General features: G+C 57.3%; 18 protein-coding genes. 7 read left to right on the top strand and 11 right to left on the bottom strand.

The genetic code is table 11. The features are described 5' to 3' along the window. From ACUVTU_RS11170 to ACUVTU_RS11155, 4 genes are all read right to left on the bottom strand, one after another. Positions 1-2,992 (bottom strand): Eco57I restriction-modification methylase domain-containing protein (locus ACUVTU_RS11170; RefSeq protein ID WP_445890046.1); only part of this gene is annotated, 2,992 nt, incomplete at its 3' end. 11 nt (positions 2,993-3,003) lie between these two features. Beyond that, positions 3,004-6,450 carry a BREX system P-loop protein BrxC gene (brxC, locus tag ACUVTU_RS11165; RefSeq protein ID WP_445890045.1) on the bottom strand — a complete coding sequence of 1,149 codons (3,447 nt, stop codon included), beginning with the start codon at positions 6,448-6,450 and terminating at the stop codon, positions 3,004-3,006. After that, positions 6,450-7,010 (bottom strand): hypothetical protein, encoded by a 561-nt coding sequence (locus ACUVTU_RS11160; protein ID WP_445890044.1) that lies wholly within the window; start codon positions 7,008-7,010, stop codon positions 6,450-6,452. The genes brxC and ACUVTU_RS11160 overlap by 1 nt, the downstream gene beginning before the upstream one ends. Next, on the bottom strand, positions 6,997-7,947 hold the full coding sequence (locus ACUVTU_RS11155; RefSeq protein WP_445890043.1) for a hypothetical protein: 951 nt from the start codon (positions 7,945-7,947) through the stop codon (positions 6,997-6,999). The genes ACUVTU_RS11160 and ACUVTU_RS11155 overlap by 14 nt, the downstream gene beginning before the upstream one ends. Before the next feature lie 131 nt (positions 7,948-8,078). Between ACUVTU_RS11155 and ACUVTU_RS11150 the strand changes: the two genes are divergently transcribed. The 4 genes from ACUVTU_RS11150 to ACUVTU_RS11135 all read left to right on the top strand — a co-directional run bounded on the left by ACUVTU_RS11150 (position 8,079) and on the right by ACUVTU_RS11135 (position 10,839). Continuing rightward, positions 8,079-8,876: an ABC transporter ATP-binding protein gene (locus ACUVTU_RS11150; RefSeq protein ID WP_445890042.1), complete on the top strand. Its 798-nt coding sequence runs from the start codon at positions 8,079-8,081 to the stop codon at positions 8,874-8,876. Position 8,877: 1 nt separating this feature from the next. Next, positions 8,878-9,666 (top strand): ABC transporter permease, encoded by a 789-nt coding sequence (locus tag ACUVTU_RS11145; protein WP_445890041.1) that lies wholly within the window; start codon positions 8,878-8,880, stop codon positions 9,664-9,666. 100 nt (positions 9,667-9,766) lie between these two features. Next, entirely contained in the window at positions 9,767-10,462 is a 696-nt protein-coding gene (locus ACUVTU_RS11140) for a YetF domain-containing protein (protein WP_445890040.1), read from the top strand. Next, a complete protein-coding gene (locus tag ACUVTU_RS11135; RefSeq protein ID WP_445890039.1) occupies positions 10,459-10,839 on the top strand; it encodes a DUF4363 family protein in 381 nt (126 codons plus the stop codon). Before ACUVTU_RS11140 ends, ACUVTU_RS11135 begins: the two co-directional genes overlap by 4 nt. 35 nt (positions 10,840-10,874) lie before the next feature. On the opposite strand, the gene ACUVTU_RS11130 is transcribed toward ACUVTU_RS11135, so the two are convergent. The 4 genes from ACUVTU_RS11130 to ACUVTU_RS11115 form a co-directional block, all read right to left on the bottom strand. Next, entirely contained in the window at positions 10,875-11,642 is a 768-nt protein-coding gene (locus ACUVTU_RS11130; protein ID WP_445890038.1) for a hypothetical protein, read from the bottom strand. Between the two features lie 22 nt (positions 11,643-11,664). After that, on the bottom strand, positions 11,665-11,967 hold the full coding sequence (locus ACUVTU_RS11125) for a PPC domain-containing DNA-binding protein (RefSeq protein ID WP_445890037.1): 303 nt from the start codon (positions 11,965-11,967) through the stop codon (positions 11,665-11,667). A 53-nt stretch (positions 11,968-12,020) separates the two neighbouring features. Continuing rightward, entirely contained in the window at positions 12,021-13,619 is a 1,599-nt protein-coding gene (locus tag ACUVTU_RS11120) for an NAD(P)/FAD-dependent oxidoreductase (protein WP_445890036.1), read from the bottom strand. Positions 13,620-13,682: 63 nt separating this feature from the next. Then, entirely contained in the window at positions 13,683-14,753 is a 1,071-nt protein-coding gene (locus ACUVTU_RS11115; RefSeq protein ID WP_445890035.1) for a branched-chain amino acid aminotransferase, read from the bottom strand. 203 nt (positions 14,754-14,956) lie between these two features. Between ACUVTU_RS11115 and ACUVTU_RS11110 the strand changes: the two genes are divergently transcribed. Continuing rightward, complete coding sequence (locus ACUVTU_RS11110) at positions 14,957-16,420, top strand: DUF342 domain-containing protein (RefSeq protein WP_445890034.1); 1,464 nt, start codon at positions 14,957-14,959, stop codon at positions 16,418-16,420. 61 nt (positions 16,421-16,481) lie between these two features. Here ACUVTU_RS11110 and ACUVTU_RS11105 read toward each other — a convergent pair whose 3' ends face one another. Next, positions 16,482-16,787 (bottom strand): helix-turn-helix domain-containing protein, encoded by a 306-nt coding sequence (locus ACUVTU_RS11105; protein ID WP_445890033.1) that lies wholly within the window; start codon positions 16,785-16,787, stop codon positions 16,482-16,484. A 210-nt stretch (positions 16,788-16,997) separates the two neighbouring features. Between ACUVTU_RS11105 and ACUVTU_RS11100 the strand changes: the two genes are divergently transcribed. Together ACUVTU_RS11100 and ACUVTU_RS11095 are read left to right on the top strand one after the other, a co-directional pair. Then, on the top strand, positions 16,998-17,453 hold the full coding sequence (locus tag ACUVTU_RS11100) for a hypothetical protein (protein ID WP_445890032.1): 456 nt from the start codon (positions 16,998-17,000) through the stop codon (positions 17,451-17,453). A 122-nt stretch (positions 17,454-17,575) separates the two neighbouring features. Continuing rightward, complete coding sequence (locus ACUVTU_RS11095) at positions 17,576-18,616, top strand: potassium channel family protein (RefSeq protein WP_445890031.1); 1,041 nt, start codon at positions 17,576-17,578, stop codon at positions 18,614-18,616. Positions 18,617-18,621: 5 nt separating this feature from the next. On the opposite strand, the gene ACUVTU_RS11090 is transcribed toward ACUVTU_RS11095, so the two are convergent. Both ACUVTU_RS11090 and ACUVTU_RS11085 read right to left on the bottom strand, forming a co-directional pair. Then, the gene (locus ACUVTU_RS11090) at positions 18,622-19,764 is read right to left on the bottom strand and encodes a Nif3-like dinuclear metal center hexameric protein (RefSeq protein WP_445890030.1); all 1,143 of its coding nucleotides are present in this window, start codon (positions 19,762-19,764) and stop codon (positions 18,622-18,624) included. A gap of 6 nt (positions 19,765-19,770) precedes the next feature. Beyond that, positions 19,771-20,173 (bottom strand): tRNA (adenine(22)-N(1))-methyltransferase TrmK (locus tag ACUVTU_RS11085; RefSeq protein ID WP_445890029.1); only part of this gene is annotated, 403 nt, incomplete at its 5' end.

Here is a 20,173-nt window from a genome sequence, read left to right as displayed (position 1 = left end):
CCAGATTATGCCTGAAAATGGTTATTGGTGAGATGGTATCACGGATCCAGGTATAAGTAAGGCTTTCTAAAACCTGCCTGCCTTTGCCATTACCCCCGGCAAGCTTGTGGTAGTTGACCAGGGCATGGAAACCGTCGCGCCGGCGCCCGTCCCAGATATGCCAGATGAAGGGCCGGTGATGGAAGAGCCGGCAGTGTTGCTCAAAGAAATCGTTGCGCAGCCATTCGTCAAGCTCCTTCGCTTCAGAACCCGTTGCGGCGATAAGTTCCTGCTCTTTAGTTGGCGACCAGTCATCCCCATATGCGGCGGCGAGTAACGCCCGCAGGCGTTCGGCAGCCGGATCTTCTCCGCGAACGGAAGGGATGCACACTATGCCGTCACTATCGGCGTAATCTTCCAGTTTCTTGCAACGCTGTAGCAGTTCCCGGGCTTCTTGGGATAGCCGCATCGATGCATCCAATTCAGCCGGCCAGCGGTAGCCCAGAAGGCGGGCCACCGCCACTTGAAGGGGGCTGGTAGAAGCTGCCAGATGCCCGTGAAAGATCCATTGAGTGGGGTCGTCTGAATAAGGTTCGGGAAGACCGTCAGGGTACTTCTCGGCGGCTACTTTCTGCCAGTATTCCAGGTCGAAGGGTACTTTAACAAGCGTAGCGTTCGTAACATTAAGTTTCTGGTCAATCTTGCGTACAGCTTCGCTATATTCCGGCGAAGAACAGAAACACCAAATGGCGGGGAGATGGGCTGGATCGTAAGGAACAATTGGTCCAACATTACTATCATATCTTTCTCCTGTATAAATTGTTGCCGGAAGCGTTCTCATTTGACTTATGCCAATACCGATCCTGCCCACTGCTTGATTTAGTGGTCTACGACAAGGCATTCCGTGACCTTCAAGACTCCAATCTATCACATAGCTGCGCCCTCCATAAGGGTTAGTAGCTTCAACTGTACTTTGATAAAATTGCCAACCTCCCTTTACTTGTCTTAGTTCCCAGAAGCACCTTCGCCAACGATCATCATCACCAGTCTTAATTCCCTGAGGGGCAAAAGCATACTTTTCTAACAGATTTTCAGACAAAATTTGTTCTAATACCACCCGTGCATCCGGGTTCTTCGACTGCTCCGCCTGTACAACCCTCTTAAGTTCGGCATTCCGAAGAAGTTCAGCTTTTTCCTGCGCTGTGCGGGGGGCGGTAGCGTCGATGCCGGCGAAGGCGTAATCCTCTGGTGGAGTAGAGGCGGAAATTGCGACAAGAGAAACATTGAAATCCCACATAGGAGTCTGAAAAGCTTGGGGCCCTAAATTGGCGATAAAATTGCATCTTCGTGTTTTCAACAGCCTTACCCGAAACTTTTTATAACCGGTAAGAAAAAGCCAGTTCTGCGGCATCACCAGCGCCGTTGTGCCGGCATGCGAATTGAGGCGGAGCAGCCGATCCAAAAATACAGTAGCAATATCATTTTTGGCTTCATCGTAATATTCGGCACAAAACTCTTTAAGCGGATCGGCCTGCTTCCCACGTGCCAGGTATGGCACATTGGTTATAATAATGTGGTAGCGCCCTCCTAGAATCTGAACGGCATCAGCGATACCACAGGCAGCAACCCCTAACTCGTGTTGCTCGTAATCGCCTTTCTCCGCGGACATGGCTTTCTCCAGCAGAGGGCGGAGTTCATCAAACCGGGCTTCATACAGGCTGTCTTCTAAAGCGGAACTTGGATCGACAAGGCTTCCTAAAAGGGGCGCATCCCGGAACAGATCATAAAGCCGGGCCATGCCGTTGCGCAAGCGCTCGTCACCTCCCGCCAGCGCAAGCCAGTTTTCCTTTTTCGTATTGGGAGCTATACCGGAACAGGCTATGCGCAACCCGGGCAGGGGGCGGTATCCGCCGGCGCCGGGATAGGTCCACGCCGCCAGCGCCAGGGCAAAGGCGGCGATCTGTGTGCAGCGCTCATCGATCTCCAGGCCGTGGAGATTATCTCTAAGGATGGCGTCACATGCCTCCCGGACCGTAAGGCCTTCCCCGGCCATACGAATCGGGACTAAATGATAAAGAGCCGCTACGAGGAAATGGCCCGAGCCGCAGCAGGGGTCCAGGATTTTAAGCTCGACTGCCCGTTTCGGCCAGCCCTCGAAGGTCCCGGCAGCAGGACGCCACGCCCCCTCTCCATCGCCGGTGCGGACGAAACGCAGGTAATCCCAGGTCACACCAGGTAATGCAACCGCCTTACGAAGCTCTTCCTCAGTTTCGGCCTGCCCGGCCAGCTGAGGATTCACCGCCAATACCCTGCCCGCGTACCAGGCGCCGATGGTATTGTGAATAAGGAAGTTGACCATATAAGGCTCTGTAAAGAGCTGGGTAACAGCCGGCAATTCATCAGCGCCAATTTTATTGCCCGACTCGTTCACCTGTTTCTTAAGCTTGCTCTGCCAGAACTGGTAGACCCATCCGAGGGCGTCGCTGGCTTTAAAGATACCTGGCTCCAGGCCGTCGAGCAACTGCTCCAGCTTCAATTGATATTCGTACGGAAAAGCAACCTGCAGCACCGGGTCATTCGGGCGAAAGATCTGCGGCAGCATCTGCTGGGCAAAACGGCTGGCCAGGGCCCAAAGATCGGTACCTTCCTCCCTGGCCAGTTCCGCACACTCTTCCAGGCTGATGGCCACCCCCATCTCCGGCTCGATCAGGAGGTCGTTTTCCGCCAGAAAACGGGCAAAGAGCATCCGGTGCCAGTGCTCATAAGCACACTCCTGAATCAGATGCGTGATTTCCAGTTTGCCGCTTTTGCCCTGCTTATCCCCCAGTTGCCGCGCCCGGGCCCGCAGGTGGTTGCGAAGCCGACGCTGTTCTGGACTCATATGGCTGTAAGGCTCGTGATGGTGCACAGCTAAAGCCTCCAGGGCTGCCCTGGCTCCGACTTCGGCAACGTCCCGGGCTTCGACAACTGTACGTTCAAGTTTATTTCGCTGTTCTACTGATAGTACCAGCACCCATTTCCCCCCTATGAGATCACGATGGGGCCGTTCTTAATCATTTCTAGAAGCTCTCCCTCAATTTTAGCCATCCAGGCTTTAACATCATTTTCTGTCCTCAGAATACTGCTGGCCAGTTTTACCTTTTGCGTTTTCGGCTCAAGCAGTTTCGCAGCGGCCATGGCAGCATTGCTAAACTGCTGAGGAAGGGCATCTGTCCTGGTTTTCCAGCTTGATAAAGAGATTTCCTGGAGACTTTGCAGCAAGGAGTCATCATCTTCTATGGAAAGTCGGGGAACGCTGGCAATGCCTTCAACCGCAAGAATTTGTTGCTGCTGCTCCGGTGATAGTTTCTGCCAGTTTTCATCTGCCTCGAGAGCCGCTCTCTCCCGGTTATATACCGTCTCAAAGCCGGCGTGAGCCTGTCTGACAGCAGTGCGGAGCACTTTGACAACTGCCCTGTGAATATCCGGAACCGGATCGGGCTCTTCTAACAATCGGCGTTCATCGCGCACAGCATTGGCCTGTTTTTGCAGTTCTTCCGCTTCAGGAAGTCCATGGACGTGTCTCAACAGGATCTGAAGTCTATCCCACGCAGGTTTGCGCTTTGCCGCCAAATCCGCCAATGCTGACCAGTCCTGCAGTTGCTGGGACAAGGTATCGCAATTTTCCAGTATCCCTGCAAGTTGTTCGTTACCGGCCAGCCCCCGTATTGTTTCCAGATGGGTCTTGGATGGGCGCTCAGGCATTGGCGGATCGCCGCCGGCACGATCGGCCAGGTTGATAAGATTGGCAAGAAATTGGCCGGCTACAGATGATTCCTCCCCCGCCTTGCAGCTAAAGCCTGCTGTTTGAAAAAGCTTGCGCAGCTTCATGCGGCTGCGGACATCTATAGTTACCGTTTCTACCCGGAAGTCGGTAGCCGAAATCTTAGCTTGATCCAATTGACCACGGTCAAGCTGGACTCCTTTATATACAGCGCGAAGATGTCCAGTGGCAAAAAGCGTAATCAAGGCAGCGTCAACAGCATCACGCGGCCAGCCATAAGGTGCTTTTTCAAAGGTTTCGCGAACTTCCTTCCCTGTCTTGCCGGATCCGGTTTCAGAAAGAATAGCTGAACAGACAGGGTGTTTTTCGGGTGCATCATGCCAGCCTACAGCCTGGAAGGCGGCTTCGTCACCATTCTTTGCCCGGTTGATAACAGTCGGCCACCGATCATCATCGGCATCTTGAAATTCTCGAAACAAACGATCCAGAGAAGCTTGGGCGGCTGCCTGCACTTTTTCTTTTATGGACAGTTCAAAACGTTCCTGCCCCCCGCCTTGAAACACCCTGGCCGCATTAATTACATCCTGGATAATGCTATCCCGGGTAGCCTCTGCTGTTTTCATACGAGTAGACATGGCATCGCGAGCTTCCCGTCCCTCTGGAGTTGTAGGAGTACCCTTGAATTCAATGGTCGCTTTAGCCGCCTCATATTCAATAATCGCTTTTTTTAGGTCCTCGGCACTGGTTTTCGGGATATAGACGAAAATAGTCGGGCTGTCATTACCGGCCGCCCGGGCATCGGCCACAACAGTACTTTCGTTTTCTCCCCAGCCGTCACGGACCCAAACCGGGATTTCGTGGCCTTTGGTTTCGGGTGGCTCGCTGCCAAAATGAATTGCCAGCTTACGTGGCACCTTGCACTTCCCCTGGAGGAGTTTAATGTTGCCAAGGACGTCCATACAGGCTGAATTCAACAGAGCCGAACGTTTACTGGACAAAGCCGTAAGATCATTATTTAGCCGGGTTTGCCGGTTGCGGAATTCCCGGTCCCATTCGCTGCTTTCCCGGGTCTGAAGGCTGTATTCCTCGTCCAGCTTGATCAGCTTTCCTTCCTCAACCAGTTTTTCAAGAATCCGTGGAATCTCTCTACGCAGGGCGGGGCCATCACTGGCCAGTTCGCTTACCAGAAGATCTGCCAACACATCCGCGGTAGCGCGGACACCAATATCAGCAACGGCTTCGCGGGGGAGTTTGCGAATGAGGAATATAAGGGCGCAAATGCGCTTGGCCAACAAACCTTCCGGAGTTCCATCGTCCAGATTACGAATGGTTTCGTCAATTTCCCGTAAAAGAACCCCGGTGCGAAGCAAGTCCGGCTGGAGTTGGTCAAAAATGAAATCAGCCGGCGCAACCGTACCCAGAGCTTTTTCGGCAATCTCCCGGACAGCATCGTGAACAATACGGAGTTGCGTACGAAGTTGACTACTGGTCCCTGGAATGTCAACGGTGCGAAGGACATGCTCCCAAAAGCGGCGGCGGACGGGTAAAAGGGGATAGTCTTCAACGATAATGCTCCGGTCTTCACTTCGGGGAGCAATTCTGGTACCGACAAGCTGTCGATCAATTTCACCAGCGTAAGCAGTTAACATTTCTTCGATGGCCTTGCGCTTATCTGCTTTTTTGGCCAGCACTACCCGGCGGGTTACAGTTTCAACATCCGTATCAGAGAGTTCCACAGGTATTGTGAAACGATCCTTTAATCGCTGGAGCAGCGGAAGATTAGCGCTCAGTGCAGTCTGGCCAGCCCCTATAAGCAGTATTCGGCTATCAAGCTGCTTGCAAAGGGCTTCTGCTACTTCTTGCACATCATATGAACGAGCCGTACTGTCACCTATAAAGAGCTGGACTTCATCGAGTACGATCGCCGTACAGGGAAGTTGACCGTTTACAGAAAGGACATCACGAATGATCTGGATAAACTCGGATGTTGAGATATCGTTTGTCTTAGGAAACTGGTCACGGATTGCGGCTCGCACCTGTTTTAGATCCGCGGCAAAATCAGAGTCAGCTTCCAAAAGGGCTTTTGCTAGTACGTCACTAACATATAGATGGTGAAGTTCCTGCTGAAAATCTTTACCCGAATCTTCGACGAATTTTTTAACCATGCCGTAGAACCCATTTTTTTGAAGCCAAAGGCAAAATTGTGCCTGTGGAAGAGATTCGGGCAGACCTCTGGAACGAAAGATAATACTGAGAACAGCCAGACGAAGACTTTTTCCTTCACCAGACGGTAGCTTTTCTCCCGCAGCATGAAGCCCGCCACATCTTTTCCCTAACGTATCTAATTCTTTAAGCAAGTCTTTTACTTCCACTGGTAACCGGGCCAGTTCACGGGCAGTCGCTCCATCCGACTCAAACTTGGTGTTAACCCATAAGTGGCGGAGCATCTTCAGAAGATGAGATTTACCGCTGCCAAAAAAACCGCTTACCCAAACGGCGGGCTGGCCTGTCGAATCCGCGTTGTTCAGATAAGATTGAAGAATGCGTATAAGTCCGTCTTTATACTGCCCTTCGCAAACAAAATGCTCCAGTTCATAGCGAAGGGTTTCAATCTCTTTAGAAGTGGACGCTTCAGTAACTGTAGCTACACCGTCATTGAGCAGTTTTGAAACAACAGGATCTCGTTGGAAAATCTCCCGGTTCTTCATCAATCGTTCACTCCATTATATAAAGTGATGGGAATGGCCAGGTAATTCCAACCATCCCGTGCACCGAGTAGACGATAATTGTTATTTTCAAATTCGCCCGGAAAAAAGACTACCAACCGCCCACGAATATCTCTTGCTACTTCTTTCAGAACCACCGATACTTTAGTGAATCCGTACAGGCTGGCAACGCCATAAACAGCAACCACAGTGTCAGAGTCAACATCTTCACCAGTAAGTACTTTACGGAGTTTAGCGGCTGCAAAATGCGGGAATTCACTCTCAAGGGGTATCGCCAGATTTTCGGGCTCCTCGAAATAAACTTCCTTGTATTCTAACCTGCTCATCCAGCGAGCGAAGGTTTTGGTAAAGTCGAATGATTTCCATTTGTGTCCAGTTTCAATGGTTGCCATCTCGAAGAGTTCTAACCTGGCACGGAGTTTGCGCTCATCGGGCGGAGGATAGACAACAAAAATCATCCTTTGCTCACCTACTAGATTACGCTGCCATGGCGCAGCAATATGATTGCGATAACGGTTTGCCAGTTCCTCAATTCGACTCACGAATCAACTTCCTTTCATACTCGGTTAACATACGATCAAGTGAAACTTCGATCATTCCACCGAAATAGCTTATATCCAAAAAACCCAAGCGTTTTGCATCCATTGCCAGGGAGATAAGTTCCGCAGGGGATGTATCAAGCACCCTTGTCCATAATGTTTTGAATAAATCGGCACCCCGGACACCCAGGAGATACCCCAAAAGAAGAGCAAATGCAGTAACGACGGGTGTAGGCTCAACTGTTTGACGGATTTTACGAACACGACCTCTTAAGTGTCCTGACTTAGTCCAGGATGAAGCAGCATTGCGTACAACCTTATCAAGTGTGCTATCATTTAAGCGGTTCCCCGTACTTTCTCGGAGGACATCTATCATCTGTTGACGGGCCAGTTCCTCCCCCGGCTGCAACCGGAGAATGGGGAGGGATGTAACTCGTAAAAGGGGATCCCGAGCCATGGCTGAAAGTAAAGCAAGAAGTGGACGACCTTTCTCATCAGCGTACCAGCAATAACGTAAAACCCTAAATATGGGCAGCGCTGGATCGAGACCATATAACTCCCGCATACGCTTACTGGAAAGTTTTCGGGTCGCAGCTGTCCGCTTGCCCAGGCAATTAGAATTAACAATTGCCGCTATATATTCATCACGCGTCGCATTTTCTGCACATTCATGAAGTAATAACGATAACTCTCCCAGCATAATGGTTCTGCTCGTGTGGACTCCTTTATTGCCAAAACGGAAGCCTACCTGTTCAAGAATGCTGGGCAGTGATTCTGCATCCTGTCTTATATCAGCTAAAACCGGGTCATTTTTCATGTTATTTTTGCACCGTCCTTTTTTGCCGGCAAGTTTGCCGGCAAATTTATTATACCTTGTTTTGGTGATAGTGGCAAAAGTAGCGTTGGTTTCACTCGAAAATGACACCCATGCTGGGCGCAAAAGAAAATAGCTGGTAAAATAGTACTTGCAAACTTTGGAGAGCAGGTGAAAAATGCAGCAGGATTTACCTGAGTTAGAAATTTATTGAAACCGCCGAGACGAAGCCTCCAGACTTATCCCGAGGGAGATTCATGATGGAAAACATAGTGCAGGTTCAGGAACTGACCAAAGAATATCCCGGCCTGGTGGCGGTGGACGGCCTTTCTTTTGCGGTGCACCGGGGAGAGGTGTTCGGCTTTCTGGGGCCCAATGGCGCCGGCAAATCCACCACCATCAAAATGCTGGCCACTTTGCTGCGCCCCACCCGGGGCACCGCTCTGATCAACGGCTACGACATTGTGCGGCAGCCCAACCAGGTGCGCCAGTCCATCGGCATGGTGTTCCAGGACCCCTCGCTGGACGAGCGCCTGACCGCCCGGGAAAACCTGGTTTTCCACGCCATGCTATACAATGTGCCCCGCCGGGAAGTGAACCGGCGCATTGCCGCTGTGCTGGAAATGGTGGACCTGGCCGACCGGCAGGACCACCTGGTGCGCACTTTTTCCGGGGGCATGAAAAGGCGCCTGGAAATAGCCCGCGGCCTTTTGCATTACCCGGCCGTGCTCTTTCTGGACGAACCCACGGTGGGCTTAGACCCCCAGACCCGGCACCGCATCTGGCAGTATATCCACGAGCTGCAGCGCCAGCACAGCATCACCATCTTCATGACCACCCACTACATGGAAGAAGCCGAAAACTGCCAGCGCATCGCCATCATCGATCACGGCCGGCTGGTGGCCCTGGGCAGCCCGCCGCAGCTGAAAGAGCAGTACCGTGCGTCCAGCCTGGATGAGGTGTTTATCCAGCTCACCGGACGGGAAATCCGCGAGGAAACCGGGCGTCCCCGGCCGGGCAGCAGCCCGCGGGGGCACCTGCGACGGAGGCGATAACATGGCCGCCCTGCGCGCTATTTACACCATCTGGCTGCGCGACCTGCTGCGCTTTGCCCGGGAAAAGAGCCGCATCATCAGCATGCTGGGCCAGCCCCTTTTGTACCTGCTGATTGTGGGCAACGGCCTGGCGGCCACCTTTCAGCTGAGCGCCGCCCGGGTCAAGGGGTTTAATTATCTGCTGTTCATGTACCCGGGGATCATCGGCATGTCGGTGCTGTTCACCAGCATTTTCTCCGCCATCTCCATTGTCTGGGACAGGGAATTCGGCTTTTTGAAGGAGGTGCTGGTGGCTCCGGTGCCCCGCTGGGCCGTGGCCGTGGGCAAGGCCCTGGGCGGCAGCACCATCGCCATGCTGCAGGGCTCCCTGCTCCTGCTGCTGGCCCCTTTTTTGGGCCTGAAAATGTCTTTGCTCCAGCTGCTGGCGCTGCTGGCCGTGCTCTTTTTAATCGCCTTTTCCCTGACCTCGCTGGGCATCACCATCGCCTCGCGCATGGAAACCATGGAAGGGTTCCAGATGATGATGAATTTCCTGGTCATGCCCCTGTTCTTTCTCAGCGGGGCCATGTTTCCTCTGAAAGGTCTGCCGGGCTGGATGGACCGGATTATGCATCTGGACCCGCTGACCTACGGGGTGGACGCCCTGCGCCACATCATGTACCACCAGCTGCCCCCGCTTTTAAGCCTGACCCGCTTCAGCCTGCTGCAGGACCTGCTGGTGGTGGCCGCCATGGCCGTCGTGCTGATCAGTCTGGGTACAATCTCTTTCAGCCGCCAGAGTGAGCATTAAAAAAGCCGCCCGCCGTGCGGCCTTTTCCTTTACATAATCACTGGCGGAACAAGACAGAATACAAAACGGCAACATACCATTGGCAAAGGAGCAATGCCCTGTGCTGATCATGATGATGCGCACCCTGATCATGTTTGTGGTGGTGGTGGTGGCCCTGCGGCTGATGGGCAAGCGGCAGATTGGCAAGCTGCAGCCCTATGAGCTGGTGATCATTATCATGATCTCGGAGCTGGCCTCCATCCCCATGCAAAATGTGAGCATCCCCCTGGTGGCCGGCTTTATCCCCATCTTTATCCTGCTCCTTTTGCAGGTGGTGCTCTCCCTGGTTTCCCTGCACAGTGAGTGGGCCCGGGGTTTTGTCTGCGGCCGGCCCAGCATCCTTATCCGCAACGGCAAGATTGTGGAAGAAGAACTGGCCCGCTCCCGCTACAATATCAACGACCTGCTGGAACAGCTGCGCATTAAAAACTTCCCCAACATCGCCCAGGTGGAGTTCGCCATTCTGGAAACCGGCGGCGAGCTGAGCGTGATACCCAAATCCCAGCACCGTCCCCTGAGCCCGGCCGATATGAGCCTGCCCACCCAGTACGAGGGCCTGCCCGTACCCCTGATCATTGACGGCTATCTGGACCGGGAGAACCTCCGGGACATCAACCTGACCGAGGAGTGGCTGCTGGATCAGCTGGCCCGCCAGGGCCTCACCGACTACAAGCAGGTGCTCTACGCCAGCATTGATACCCAGGGCAATTTCTTCTGCCAGCGCAAAGTGAGTAAAAAGGCGGGTGGACTGGTATGAGGCTGCTGGCCGTGCTTCTGATCTTGCTGGGTGGCTTTGTCTACGGCGCTTTCTATGTCAACAAGCAGCTGGCCGCCCAGACCGCGGCCATGGTCACCCGGGTGGAGGAAATCAAAAGCGCCGCCCGCCAGCAGGACTGGTCCGGGGCCGCGCAGCAAATTACCGGCATCACCAGGGATTGGCGCCGCCAGCAGGGCTGGTGGACCCTGTTGATGAACCACCAGGAAATTGAAGCGGTGGATTTCGCTCTGGCCCGCACCCAGGCCGCCGTGGAGAGTAAAGATTATTATAACTGTTCTATAGAAGCGGAGGAATTGAAAGCCATCCTGCAGCACATCCCGGAAAAAGAAGCCTTTGCCCTGCGCAACATTCTGTAGGCCCGGCAGCGCCGGGCCCGCCCCGCGCCCGGCGCTCAGGACGGGCCGGATTCAGCGGTGTCCAGCTGCTGCTGGATGAAGCGCACCGCCGCCCGCGCCCGCTCCAGCCAGGGCTCCAGCTCCTGCCGGGTGGGAAAACCGGGCCGGCCAGCCAGCTCCTGCACAAACAGGGCCAGCACCAGCGGGTCCTCGGCCAGCAGATCGAGAATCTCGGCAGCCAGTTCCCGGTCGGCAAAGACAAAGGCCGCATCCCGGCAAACATTGGTGCCGCCCGGGCCGCGCAGGAACCGGTACCAGGCCCGGGCCGCGGCCAGTACCGCTTCTGCGCAAAGGGCCTGCCAGTAGGCCGGACTGACCACGGTGAGGCGCGGGCCGTCGTGGGGCTGCAGCCGCAGCGCGGCTGTCTGGCTGCCGGCCGATTTCACCGCCAGCAGGGTGGTGAGCAGCCACTGCAGATCGGCCGGCGTTCTGGTTTCGGGCAGGCAGCGGGTCAGGGAAGCGGTGAGCAGCGCGAGCAGCACCCACTGCTGCCCGCGCTCGCCGAGCAGCCGCACCACTTCATCTCTTTCCGGACAGCGTTCCAGGCGGATTTCCAGACTGCGGGGCGACAGGTCGGCCACGGTGGCCAGCACCCGCAGCTTGTCCTCCAGCATCCCGGGCAGCTCCACAAACAGACCTAGCAGGCGCAGCCAGTGCGGATTTTGTTCCAGTTCGGCCAGCGGCATTTCCAGGATTTGCAGCACATGCTCTCTGAACCAGCCGCTGGCCTGCCCATCGGTTAGTGACGAAAATATAGATTTCATCTGGCTGTTTCTCCTGATCGGCTTACTCGGTACCGGCCCCAAAGCTGAGCGCCTTTAATCCCAGCCGCTGGTCAAAGTGCCGCCCTGCCGCCAGGCCGGTAATTTCCCAAACAAATACTTCGACCATTAAATATACGGTAGCCTCTTCTCTGATACAGCCGGTAACCACCCTGTCCCCCCGGCCCCAGGAGGCGTGCAGGTGAATGACCGGTTCCTGGCGAATGTTCTCCTGCCGGGCCAGCTCCTTAACCGCCTGCAGCAGATCCTCCCCGTGTTCCACCCGCAGCACAAAAGTTCTCCCGGCCATACCTTTCCCGTATTGCATGGTTTTTCCCCCCCCCGGGTATTTCTATACTTTACCCATAGTCAGAACGCAGTTTACCCGCCCGGACGCCAGACACTGGCAATGGCCTCGGCCACTTTCAGTCCGTCCACCGCGGCCGACATAATCCCTCCGGCATAACCGGCCCCCTCACCGGCCGGGTAGAGCCCGCCAATACTGGCCTGCAGGGTTGTGGCATCGCGCAGGATGCGCACCGGGGAGGAACTGCGCGTTTCCACCCCGGTGAGCACGGCATCGGGCAGGGCAAAACCGGCCAGCTGTTTGTCCCAGGCCAGCACGGCTTCCTTGAGCGTACTGGTGACATAGGGCGGTAGACATTCGCCCAGCAGGGCCGGCACAACGCCCGGCCGGTAGGAAGGGCGCACCTCCCCCCACTGCTCGGAAGGGCGACCGGCCAGAAAATCGGCCAGCCGCTGGGCCGGAGCCCGGTAGCTGCCGCCGGCCAGCCGGAAAGCCGCCTCCTCATAACGCTGCTGAAAATGCACTCCGGCCAGCGGGTGACTGCTGCCGAAATCAGCTTCGCCCACGCCCACCAGCAGGGCGCTGTTGGAATTCTCCCCGTCCCGCCGGTAGTAGCTCATGCCGTTGGTCACCACCTGCCCCGGACCCGATGCGGCCGCCACCACCACTCCGCCGGGACACATGCAAAAAGTGTAGGCCGACCGCCCGTGGCGGCCGTGGTAAACCAGCTTGTAATCGGCCGCGCCCAGGCGGGGGTGACCGGCATACTGCTTGTACTGGGCCCGGTCAATCAGCCAGCGGGGATGTTCTATGCGCACCCCCACAGAAAAGGCCTTGGAGACCATAGGCACGCCCTGTTCCAGGAGCATCTGGAAGGTATCCCGGGCACTGTGCCCCACGGCCAGCACCACTGCCGCACAGGGAATGTGGTCGCGGTCATTGACCACCACTCCCGCCACCCGGCCTTGATGGATCTCCAGGCCGGTGACCAGGCTGTCAAAACGCACTTCGCCCCCCAGCTCAATAATGTGCCGGCGGATGTTTTTGACCACCTGCCGCAGGTGGTCGGTGCCGATGTGCGGTTTGGCCAGATAAAGAATCTCGGGCGGCGCCCCGGCGGCCACAAACTGCTCCAGCACAAAGCGGCAGCGGGGATCGCGGATTAAAGTGGTCAGCTTGCCGTCGGAGAAAGTGCCCGCTCCCCCTTCCCCAAACTGGACATTGGAGCGGGGGTGCAGCCGGCCCTGGCGCCAGAATTCCTCCACCAGGCGGGAACGCTGCTCCACATCCGCCCCCCTTTCCAGCACCAGGGGGGCAAAGCCCAGCCGGGCCAGGGCCAGCGCGGCCAGCAGGCCGGCCGGGCCGCTGCCCACAATCACCGGCCGGCCGGGCAGCGGGCGCTCGCCGGTCACCCGCAACTGATATTCCACCCGCGGTGCCGGCACCACCCCCGCATCCCCCAGCCGGGCCAGCAGCCGGTCCGGGTGGCGCACCCGCGCATCCACCGTGTACACGAAATGCACCCGGCCTTTGCGGGCATCCACCGAGCGGCGGTAGATGGTATATTCCAGCAGTTCCTCCGGTCTGATCTGCAGGCGGCGGCAGATCAGCTGCCGGAGCAGTTCTTCCGGCTGATCCGGTGTTAACTGCAGGTTGCTCACGCGCAGCGCCAAAAAGCCATCACCTCAGAGAAATAGTATAGCCGCCGGTGCTGGCGGCTATGATCCCCCACAGGTTCAGTCAATATACTCCACCCAGCCGTATTTGTCGGGCTGGGTACCATACTGCAGGCCGGTGATGTAATCATACAGCCGGCGGGACAACGGGCCGACCTGCCCATCACCGGGAATGATGATCCGGTCTTTGTATTTCAGCTCATTGACCGGTGAAATCACGGCCGCGGTGCCGGTGCCGAAGATTTCCAGCAGGCGACCCGCATCGGCCGCCGCCAGCACCTCGTCAATGGCCAGCCGGCGCTCGCTCACCTTCAGCCCCCACTCCCGGGTTACGGTGAGAACGCTTTCCCGGGTCATGCCGCCCAGAATGCTCCCTTCCAGCGGAGGAGTGATCACCTCGTCACCAATCACAAAAAAGATATTCATGGTGCCCACTTCTTCGATGTATTTCAGCTCCACCCCGTCCAGCCAGAGCACCTGGGTGTACTTCTGCTTCTTGGCCTCTTCGGCCGCTTTCAGGCTGGCGGCGTAGTTGCCAGGGGTTTTCACGTGTCCCAGACCACCCCGCACCGCCCGCACATACTGGTCGGTGACCATGATCTTGACCGCGTTGAAGCCCTCGGGATAATAAGCGCCCACCGGCGACAGAATGATCATGAACTTGTAGGTGAAAGACGGCCGCACGCCCAGGAAGGGGTCGGTGGCAATGATAAAGGGCCGGATGTAGAGCGAAGTCTCCTTGCTGCGCGGTACCCAGTCCTGCTCCAGCCGGATCAGTTCCTTGAGCGCTTTCAGCACCAGCGCTTCGTCCACCGGCGGGATGCACAGCCGGTCGGCCGAACGGTTCATGCGGGCTATGTAGTCGCGGGGCCGAAAAATGCCAATCCGGCCGTCCACCCGCCGGTAGGCCTTGATGCCCTCAAAGATGGCCTGCCCGTAGTGAAAAACCATGGTGGAAGGATCCAGGGTCAGGGGCCCGTAAGGCTCTATGCGCGGGTTGTGCCAGCCCGCCTCGACATTGTAGTCCATCACAAACATGTGATCTGTGAAGTTAATCCCAAAACCCAGCCGGTCGTCGGCCGGTTTAGGTTTGCCTGCAGCAACTCTGGTGACCGGTATTTCCACCTGCAAAACCCCCTACAAATAAAATAACGGTGAAAATATTACACTAAAAGTAAATATTAAACAGACAACGGCACTTTCCTGCTCCCTGTCCCATAAAAAATACTGGCTTCAGGTGACAAAGCCACAATTACGGATTATAATAAAAAATAGCAACTTCCATAATTTATATTATATCGACATATTATGCCAGAGCAAGGCAGGTGTCCGCTATGGCCGAACTAAAATTACATATTTCTCCCGACAAATTGACCGCCCGCATCAGCGTCCTGAGCACAGACCTGCCCACCCGGGAAGAGCTGCAGGAATTTCTCCAGAAAAACCGCATCTACCACGGCCTGCTGCCCGAAGCCATCGAGCAGCTCACCGCCACCCGCAGCGGCGAACCGGTGGTGGTGGCCCGCGGCACGCCCCCGCAGCCCGGTCAGCACGGCTATGTGGAACTGCTCTGGGAAAAATCGGCAGCAGCCGCCGGCCCGGACCGTGAAAAAGCCACGGTGGATTTCCGGGAAACCAGCAAGCTCATCTCGGTGCCCGAGGGCGAAGTGGTGGCCATTTTGCACGACCCCGTTCCGGGCCAGCCCGGCCAGGCCGTCACCGGCGAAGCCATTGCTCCCCCGCCCGTAAAAGCCGCCCGGATCAAAGCCGGCAAAAACATCACGCTTACGCCCGACGGCCGGCAGGCGGTGGCCCAAAAGGCCGGCCGCCCGGTAGCCAAACAGGCCGGACTGAACTGGCTGCTCACCATTGAAGATAGACACACTGTGCCGGGCGATGTTTCCATCAAAACCGGCAACATCCGCTTCAAAGGCGATGTCGTGGTCAAAGGCAATGTCCTGGAAACCATGACCGTGGAAGCGGCAGGCAACCTCACCGTGGAAGGGCTGGTCACGGGCGCCACCATCCTCTGCGGCGAAAGCCTGCTGGTGAACAACAACATTATCAGCAGCACGGTTACCGCCGGCCTGGGTTTTGCGGAATGCGGCAAAATCAGCTATTTAATTGAGGAAATCTACAACAGCGCCATTGAGATCCTCAAGGCGGTGGAGCAGATCAAAAGCAAACTGCCCCATCCGGAAAAATTTACCTTTCACCAGCTGGTGGACACAGTGCTGCAGGGCCGCTTCGGCAACTTGCAGAAGACGGTGCGGGAATTGGAACAGATCAAAACCTTCAACCTCCCCTATGAGGTGGCCGAAGCCATTGAGGCGGTCAAAGTGCTGGGCGACTACCGCTACACCGCGCAGGATTTCCGGACCATCCTGCAGAGCACCGCTCTGGCCCTGAACATCATCAAGGGCAAAGCCAACAGCCAGGCCCTGATCACCGCCCGGGCGGTGTTCAACTCCACCCTGCAGTGTTCCGGGCCCATCATCATCACCGGCCAGGGCTGTACCAATGCTCAAATTTATGCCGGCGGCGATGTGCACATCAAGGGATCATTCAAGGGCGGCAATATCCACAGCGACGGCAACGTGTTTATTGGTGAACTGGGCAACCCCATGGGTCTGCCCCACCTGGTCAAACTGCGCCGCAAAGGACAGCTCACCGCCCAGAAGGTTTATCCCGGCGTTACGGTACAAATCGGTTCTTCCCGCTTAAGTGTCAAACAGGAAATGTTCAAGGTGAAATTTAAACTGGATGAACGGGCCGAAGTGGCCATCATCCCGGTATAAAACTAACCGCGGGCAGGTGGCCGGTGCGAGATGCGGCACCTGCCCGCTCCCGGGAAGGCGGCTAGACATGGAGCTGCGCATAGGGAATGGTCCTGGCCACCCGGCCGCCGCGGATGGCCTCCTCGTATTCTTCCTGCTCCATTTCTTCCCCCAGCAGAAAGGCCATATCCACCCCGCAGGTGTCAGCAATCAGGGTCAGCGTATCCCAGTCGGGGTAAAATTCGCCGCTTTCCAGCCTTTTTACCCATTTGCTGGTCTCGCCAATTTTCTGGGCCAGATTGCGCTGGGTGAAGGGCAACTCGCTTTTTTTACTGCGGATTTCCCGGGCCGCTCGGACCTGCTGGCCCAATTTTTTTGTATCGTACATAGAACCGTCCCTCCCTTGCCCTGGATGATTTGCTGAGCCAACTATTTTGGGTAAATATTATCATACACCAAAAACAAGCCGATCATTTACGCGGCAGTTTACCACATTTTGCCCGGCCGGGACAAAAAACTTGCCTCGGGAGCGCCCAGCCGCTACAATAGAGTAAGCGAGACCGCCTGATAAATTGCGATAGACAGGGAGCTGAAAAATGTGCTGATCGACCTGGAAAACAACGGGCCGTTTGGGATTGGACTGTATATCACCCGCGAAAATACCGACTTCAATATGATGATGACCGTCAGCTATTACCTCCCCGGGCAGGGCTTTACCAGCTTTCCGCCCCTGCTCCAGCTGGTGGAGAGCGGCGACAAAAAAAGGCTGTTCACCGTGCTCAGCGATTTCACCGGCAGCGTGGCCGACCCCGCCGACCCGGCCAGCTTCCAGCCCATGCTGCGGGAAGACCTGGAAGTGGCCGCGGTGAGCGCCCCCCTGGCCGGCGGCTATACCTGGCAGGGGATCACCTGGAACATTCAAACCGCAGACCATCCGGGAATTTTCCACATTCGCGTGCTGCAGGCCCTGCCCCAGGAGGAACAGCCCGACCCGGTGCGCATCTATGAGAACATCCGGGAGGTCCTGCAGCAGGCCTGCGCCAGATGCCAGTAAAAGCGCTTAAGCAGAGCCAATTGATGAGGTACTGATTGATGAGGACATGGCCCGACCATGTCCTCACTGGTATTTGCGCTCCCTGATTTCGTATTAAATTAACCAACCGACAGGTGAACAAATTGTCCAGTCAGGCCCAGACCTTCATCCGCGCCTTTTTGACCCTGGCGGTTATTGTTCTGGCCGGAACAGCCGCCTTTATGTATACCGAAAAATTCAGTTTTATCGACGCCCTCTGGTTGACCGTGATCACCATGTCCACCGTGGGGTTTGGCGATGTGGTGCCCCACACTCCGGCCGGCCGGCTGGTGGCTTTATTGCTGATCATCAGCGGTGTGGGCCTGTTCACCTATGTGCTGAGCACAATTTTTTCCGGCCTGCTGGAAGGCCAGCTGGCCGAAATGTGGTGGAGGCGCAGGATGCAGCGAAAAATCGGCAAAATGCAGGACCATATTGTGCTGTGCGGCGCCGGCCGGGTGGGCCGGGAAGTGATCATGGAACTGCTGCGGGAAAACAAACACAACTTCGTGGTCATTGAAAAGGACCCCGTGCGTCTGGAAGAATTAAAAGAACTGGGCGTCATGTATGTGGCCGGCGATGCCACCGAGGACCATATTTTAAATGCCGTCCAGATTGACCGGGCCAGCGGCCTGATTGTCACCCTCCCGGATGATACGGGCAATCTGTTCATCACCATGACCTGCCGGACGCTGCGGCCCGATCTGCGCATTGTGGCCCGGGCCAACCGCCCGGAAAACGTGGTCAAGATGTCCCGGGCGGGCGCCGATACGGTGATCTGTCCCTCGGCCATTGCCGGCAACCGCATGGCCCTGGCCGTGCTCAAACCGGCCAGCGTCTCCTATGTGCAAACACTGGTGGACAGCAAGGACCTGAGCGTGGAGCTGGAAGAAGTAGCCCTGGGACCGGACACGCCCATGGCCCACCGCCCGCTCAAGGACAGCGGGCTGCGGGAAAAATACAATGTCCTGCTGCTGGCCATCAAGCGGGGGGAGCAGACCATCTTGAACCCTCCCCCGGAAGAAGTGCTGCTCCCCGGCGATGTGCTGATTGTCTGCGGCTCCTCGGATATGCTGGCCCGGCTGGAAAACGAGGCCATCGGCCACGCTCCCTCGCACCACTTAAGAGAACTGCTCCAGGAATAAACGGGCTAGCAGAAGTGGAACCGGGCCCCCTCGCTCTGGCTGACCAGCACGGTAAGCCGCTCACCCAGGCCGGCTGCGGCGGTCTGCAGATACTGCTGCAGGCGCTGCAACACCGGCCTTTCGGTTTCATAATGCCCGGCGTCGATAAAACACAAGCCCGCGGCCAGCATATCGGCGGCCAGGTGATAGCCCACATCGCCCGTCACCAGCACTTCGGCCCCGGCCGCCAGGGCAGCCCGCCACAGCTCGCCACCCGAACCGCCGCACACGGCAACCCGGCTGATCAGGCGGTCCGGGTCCCCGCCCAGGCGCAGCCCGCGGCAGCCCAGCTTTTCTTTGACCAGCCCGGCCAGCCGGGCCAGGGTGAGGGCTTCGGGCAGCCGGCCCACCCGGCCCAACCCCGCGCCGGGCAGCTTGTTTTCCAGTTTGTACAGATCATAGGCCACCTCTTCATAGGGGTGCGCCTGGAGCATGGCGGCGACAACTCTTTGCACCAGCGGCGCCGGGATGATGGTTTCCAGGCGCACCTCGGCGGCCCGGCAGATTTCCCCCACCTGGCCCTGAAAGGGCTGCGCGCCGGGCAGCGGCCGGTAGGTACCGGTCCCCCCGGTCTGAAAGGTGCAGTAATCGTAGCGGCCAATATGCCCGGCCCCGGCCCGGCAAACCGCCTCCCGCACCCGGTCGGCGTAGTCCTCGGGCACAAACACCACCAGTTTGTACAGGTGGCCCCCTCCTTCCTCCTGGAGCAGGCCGGTATCCTGCAAATCCAGCAGCCCGGCCAGCACATCATTGACGCCGCCCGGGGCCAGGTCCAGATTGGTATGGGCGGCATACAGCCCGATGCCCTGTTCCATCAGCCGCATGAGCAGCTCTCCCACACCGTCCTGGCGCATAATCCGGCGCACCGGCTTAAACAGCAGCGGATGGTGCGTGATGATCAGTTCCACCCCCTGCTGCACCGCTTCCCCAATCACCTGCCGGTTGACATCCAGGGCCAGCAGAATGCGCGAGACGGTTTTCTGGCTGTCTCCCACCTGCCAGCCGCTGTTATCCCAGTCTGCCGCCAGATACGGCGGCGCCAGCTTTTCCACCAGTGCCGCAACCTGTCCGGCTGTCAGCGGCATGGTCTCCACCTCGCTTTGTCTCAAATAAATTCACTGCCGCAGCTCTTCCAGAAGGCTGTTCAGGCGGGCCCGCCGCCCGGCCAGCCGGGCCACGCGCTGCTCCCATTGCGCATCGCGCTGGCGGGCCCGCTCCAGGCCCGCCAGCGTCCTGTCCAGGCCGGCCAGCTCCCGCACCAGCCAGTCGGCCAGCAGCGGGTGCCTTTTCTCGTAAAGGCGCGGTCCCAGCTCCAGCAAAAGCCGGTCGGTGCACGGTTCTGCGCCCGGCTCGGCCGCCAGGACCGGATAGAGCTGGCCGCCTTCCAGCACCAGCTCTTCCTGCACCAACGCGTAACCGGTACGGGCCAGAAACAGGCGCAGCGCCCCGGCATCGGCCATGGGCTGCAGCACCAGGCGCTGCAGGCCCGCCAGCACGCCCGGCGGGGCCGTCTGGAGG

It is taken from the genome of Desulfurispora sp. (assembly GCF_052744395.1).
The sequence above is the reverse complement of the archived record's forward strand: the minus strand, read 5'-3'. Positions and strand labels throughout refer to the sequence as shown.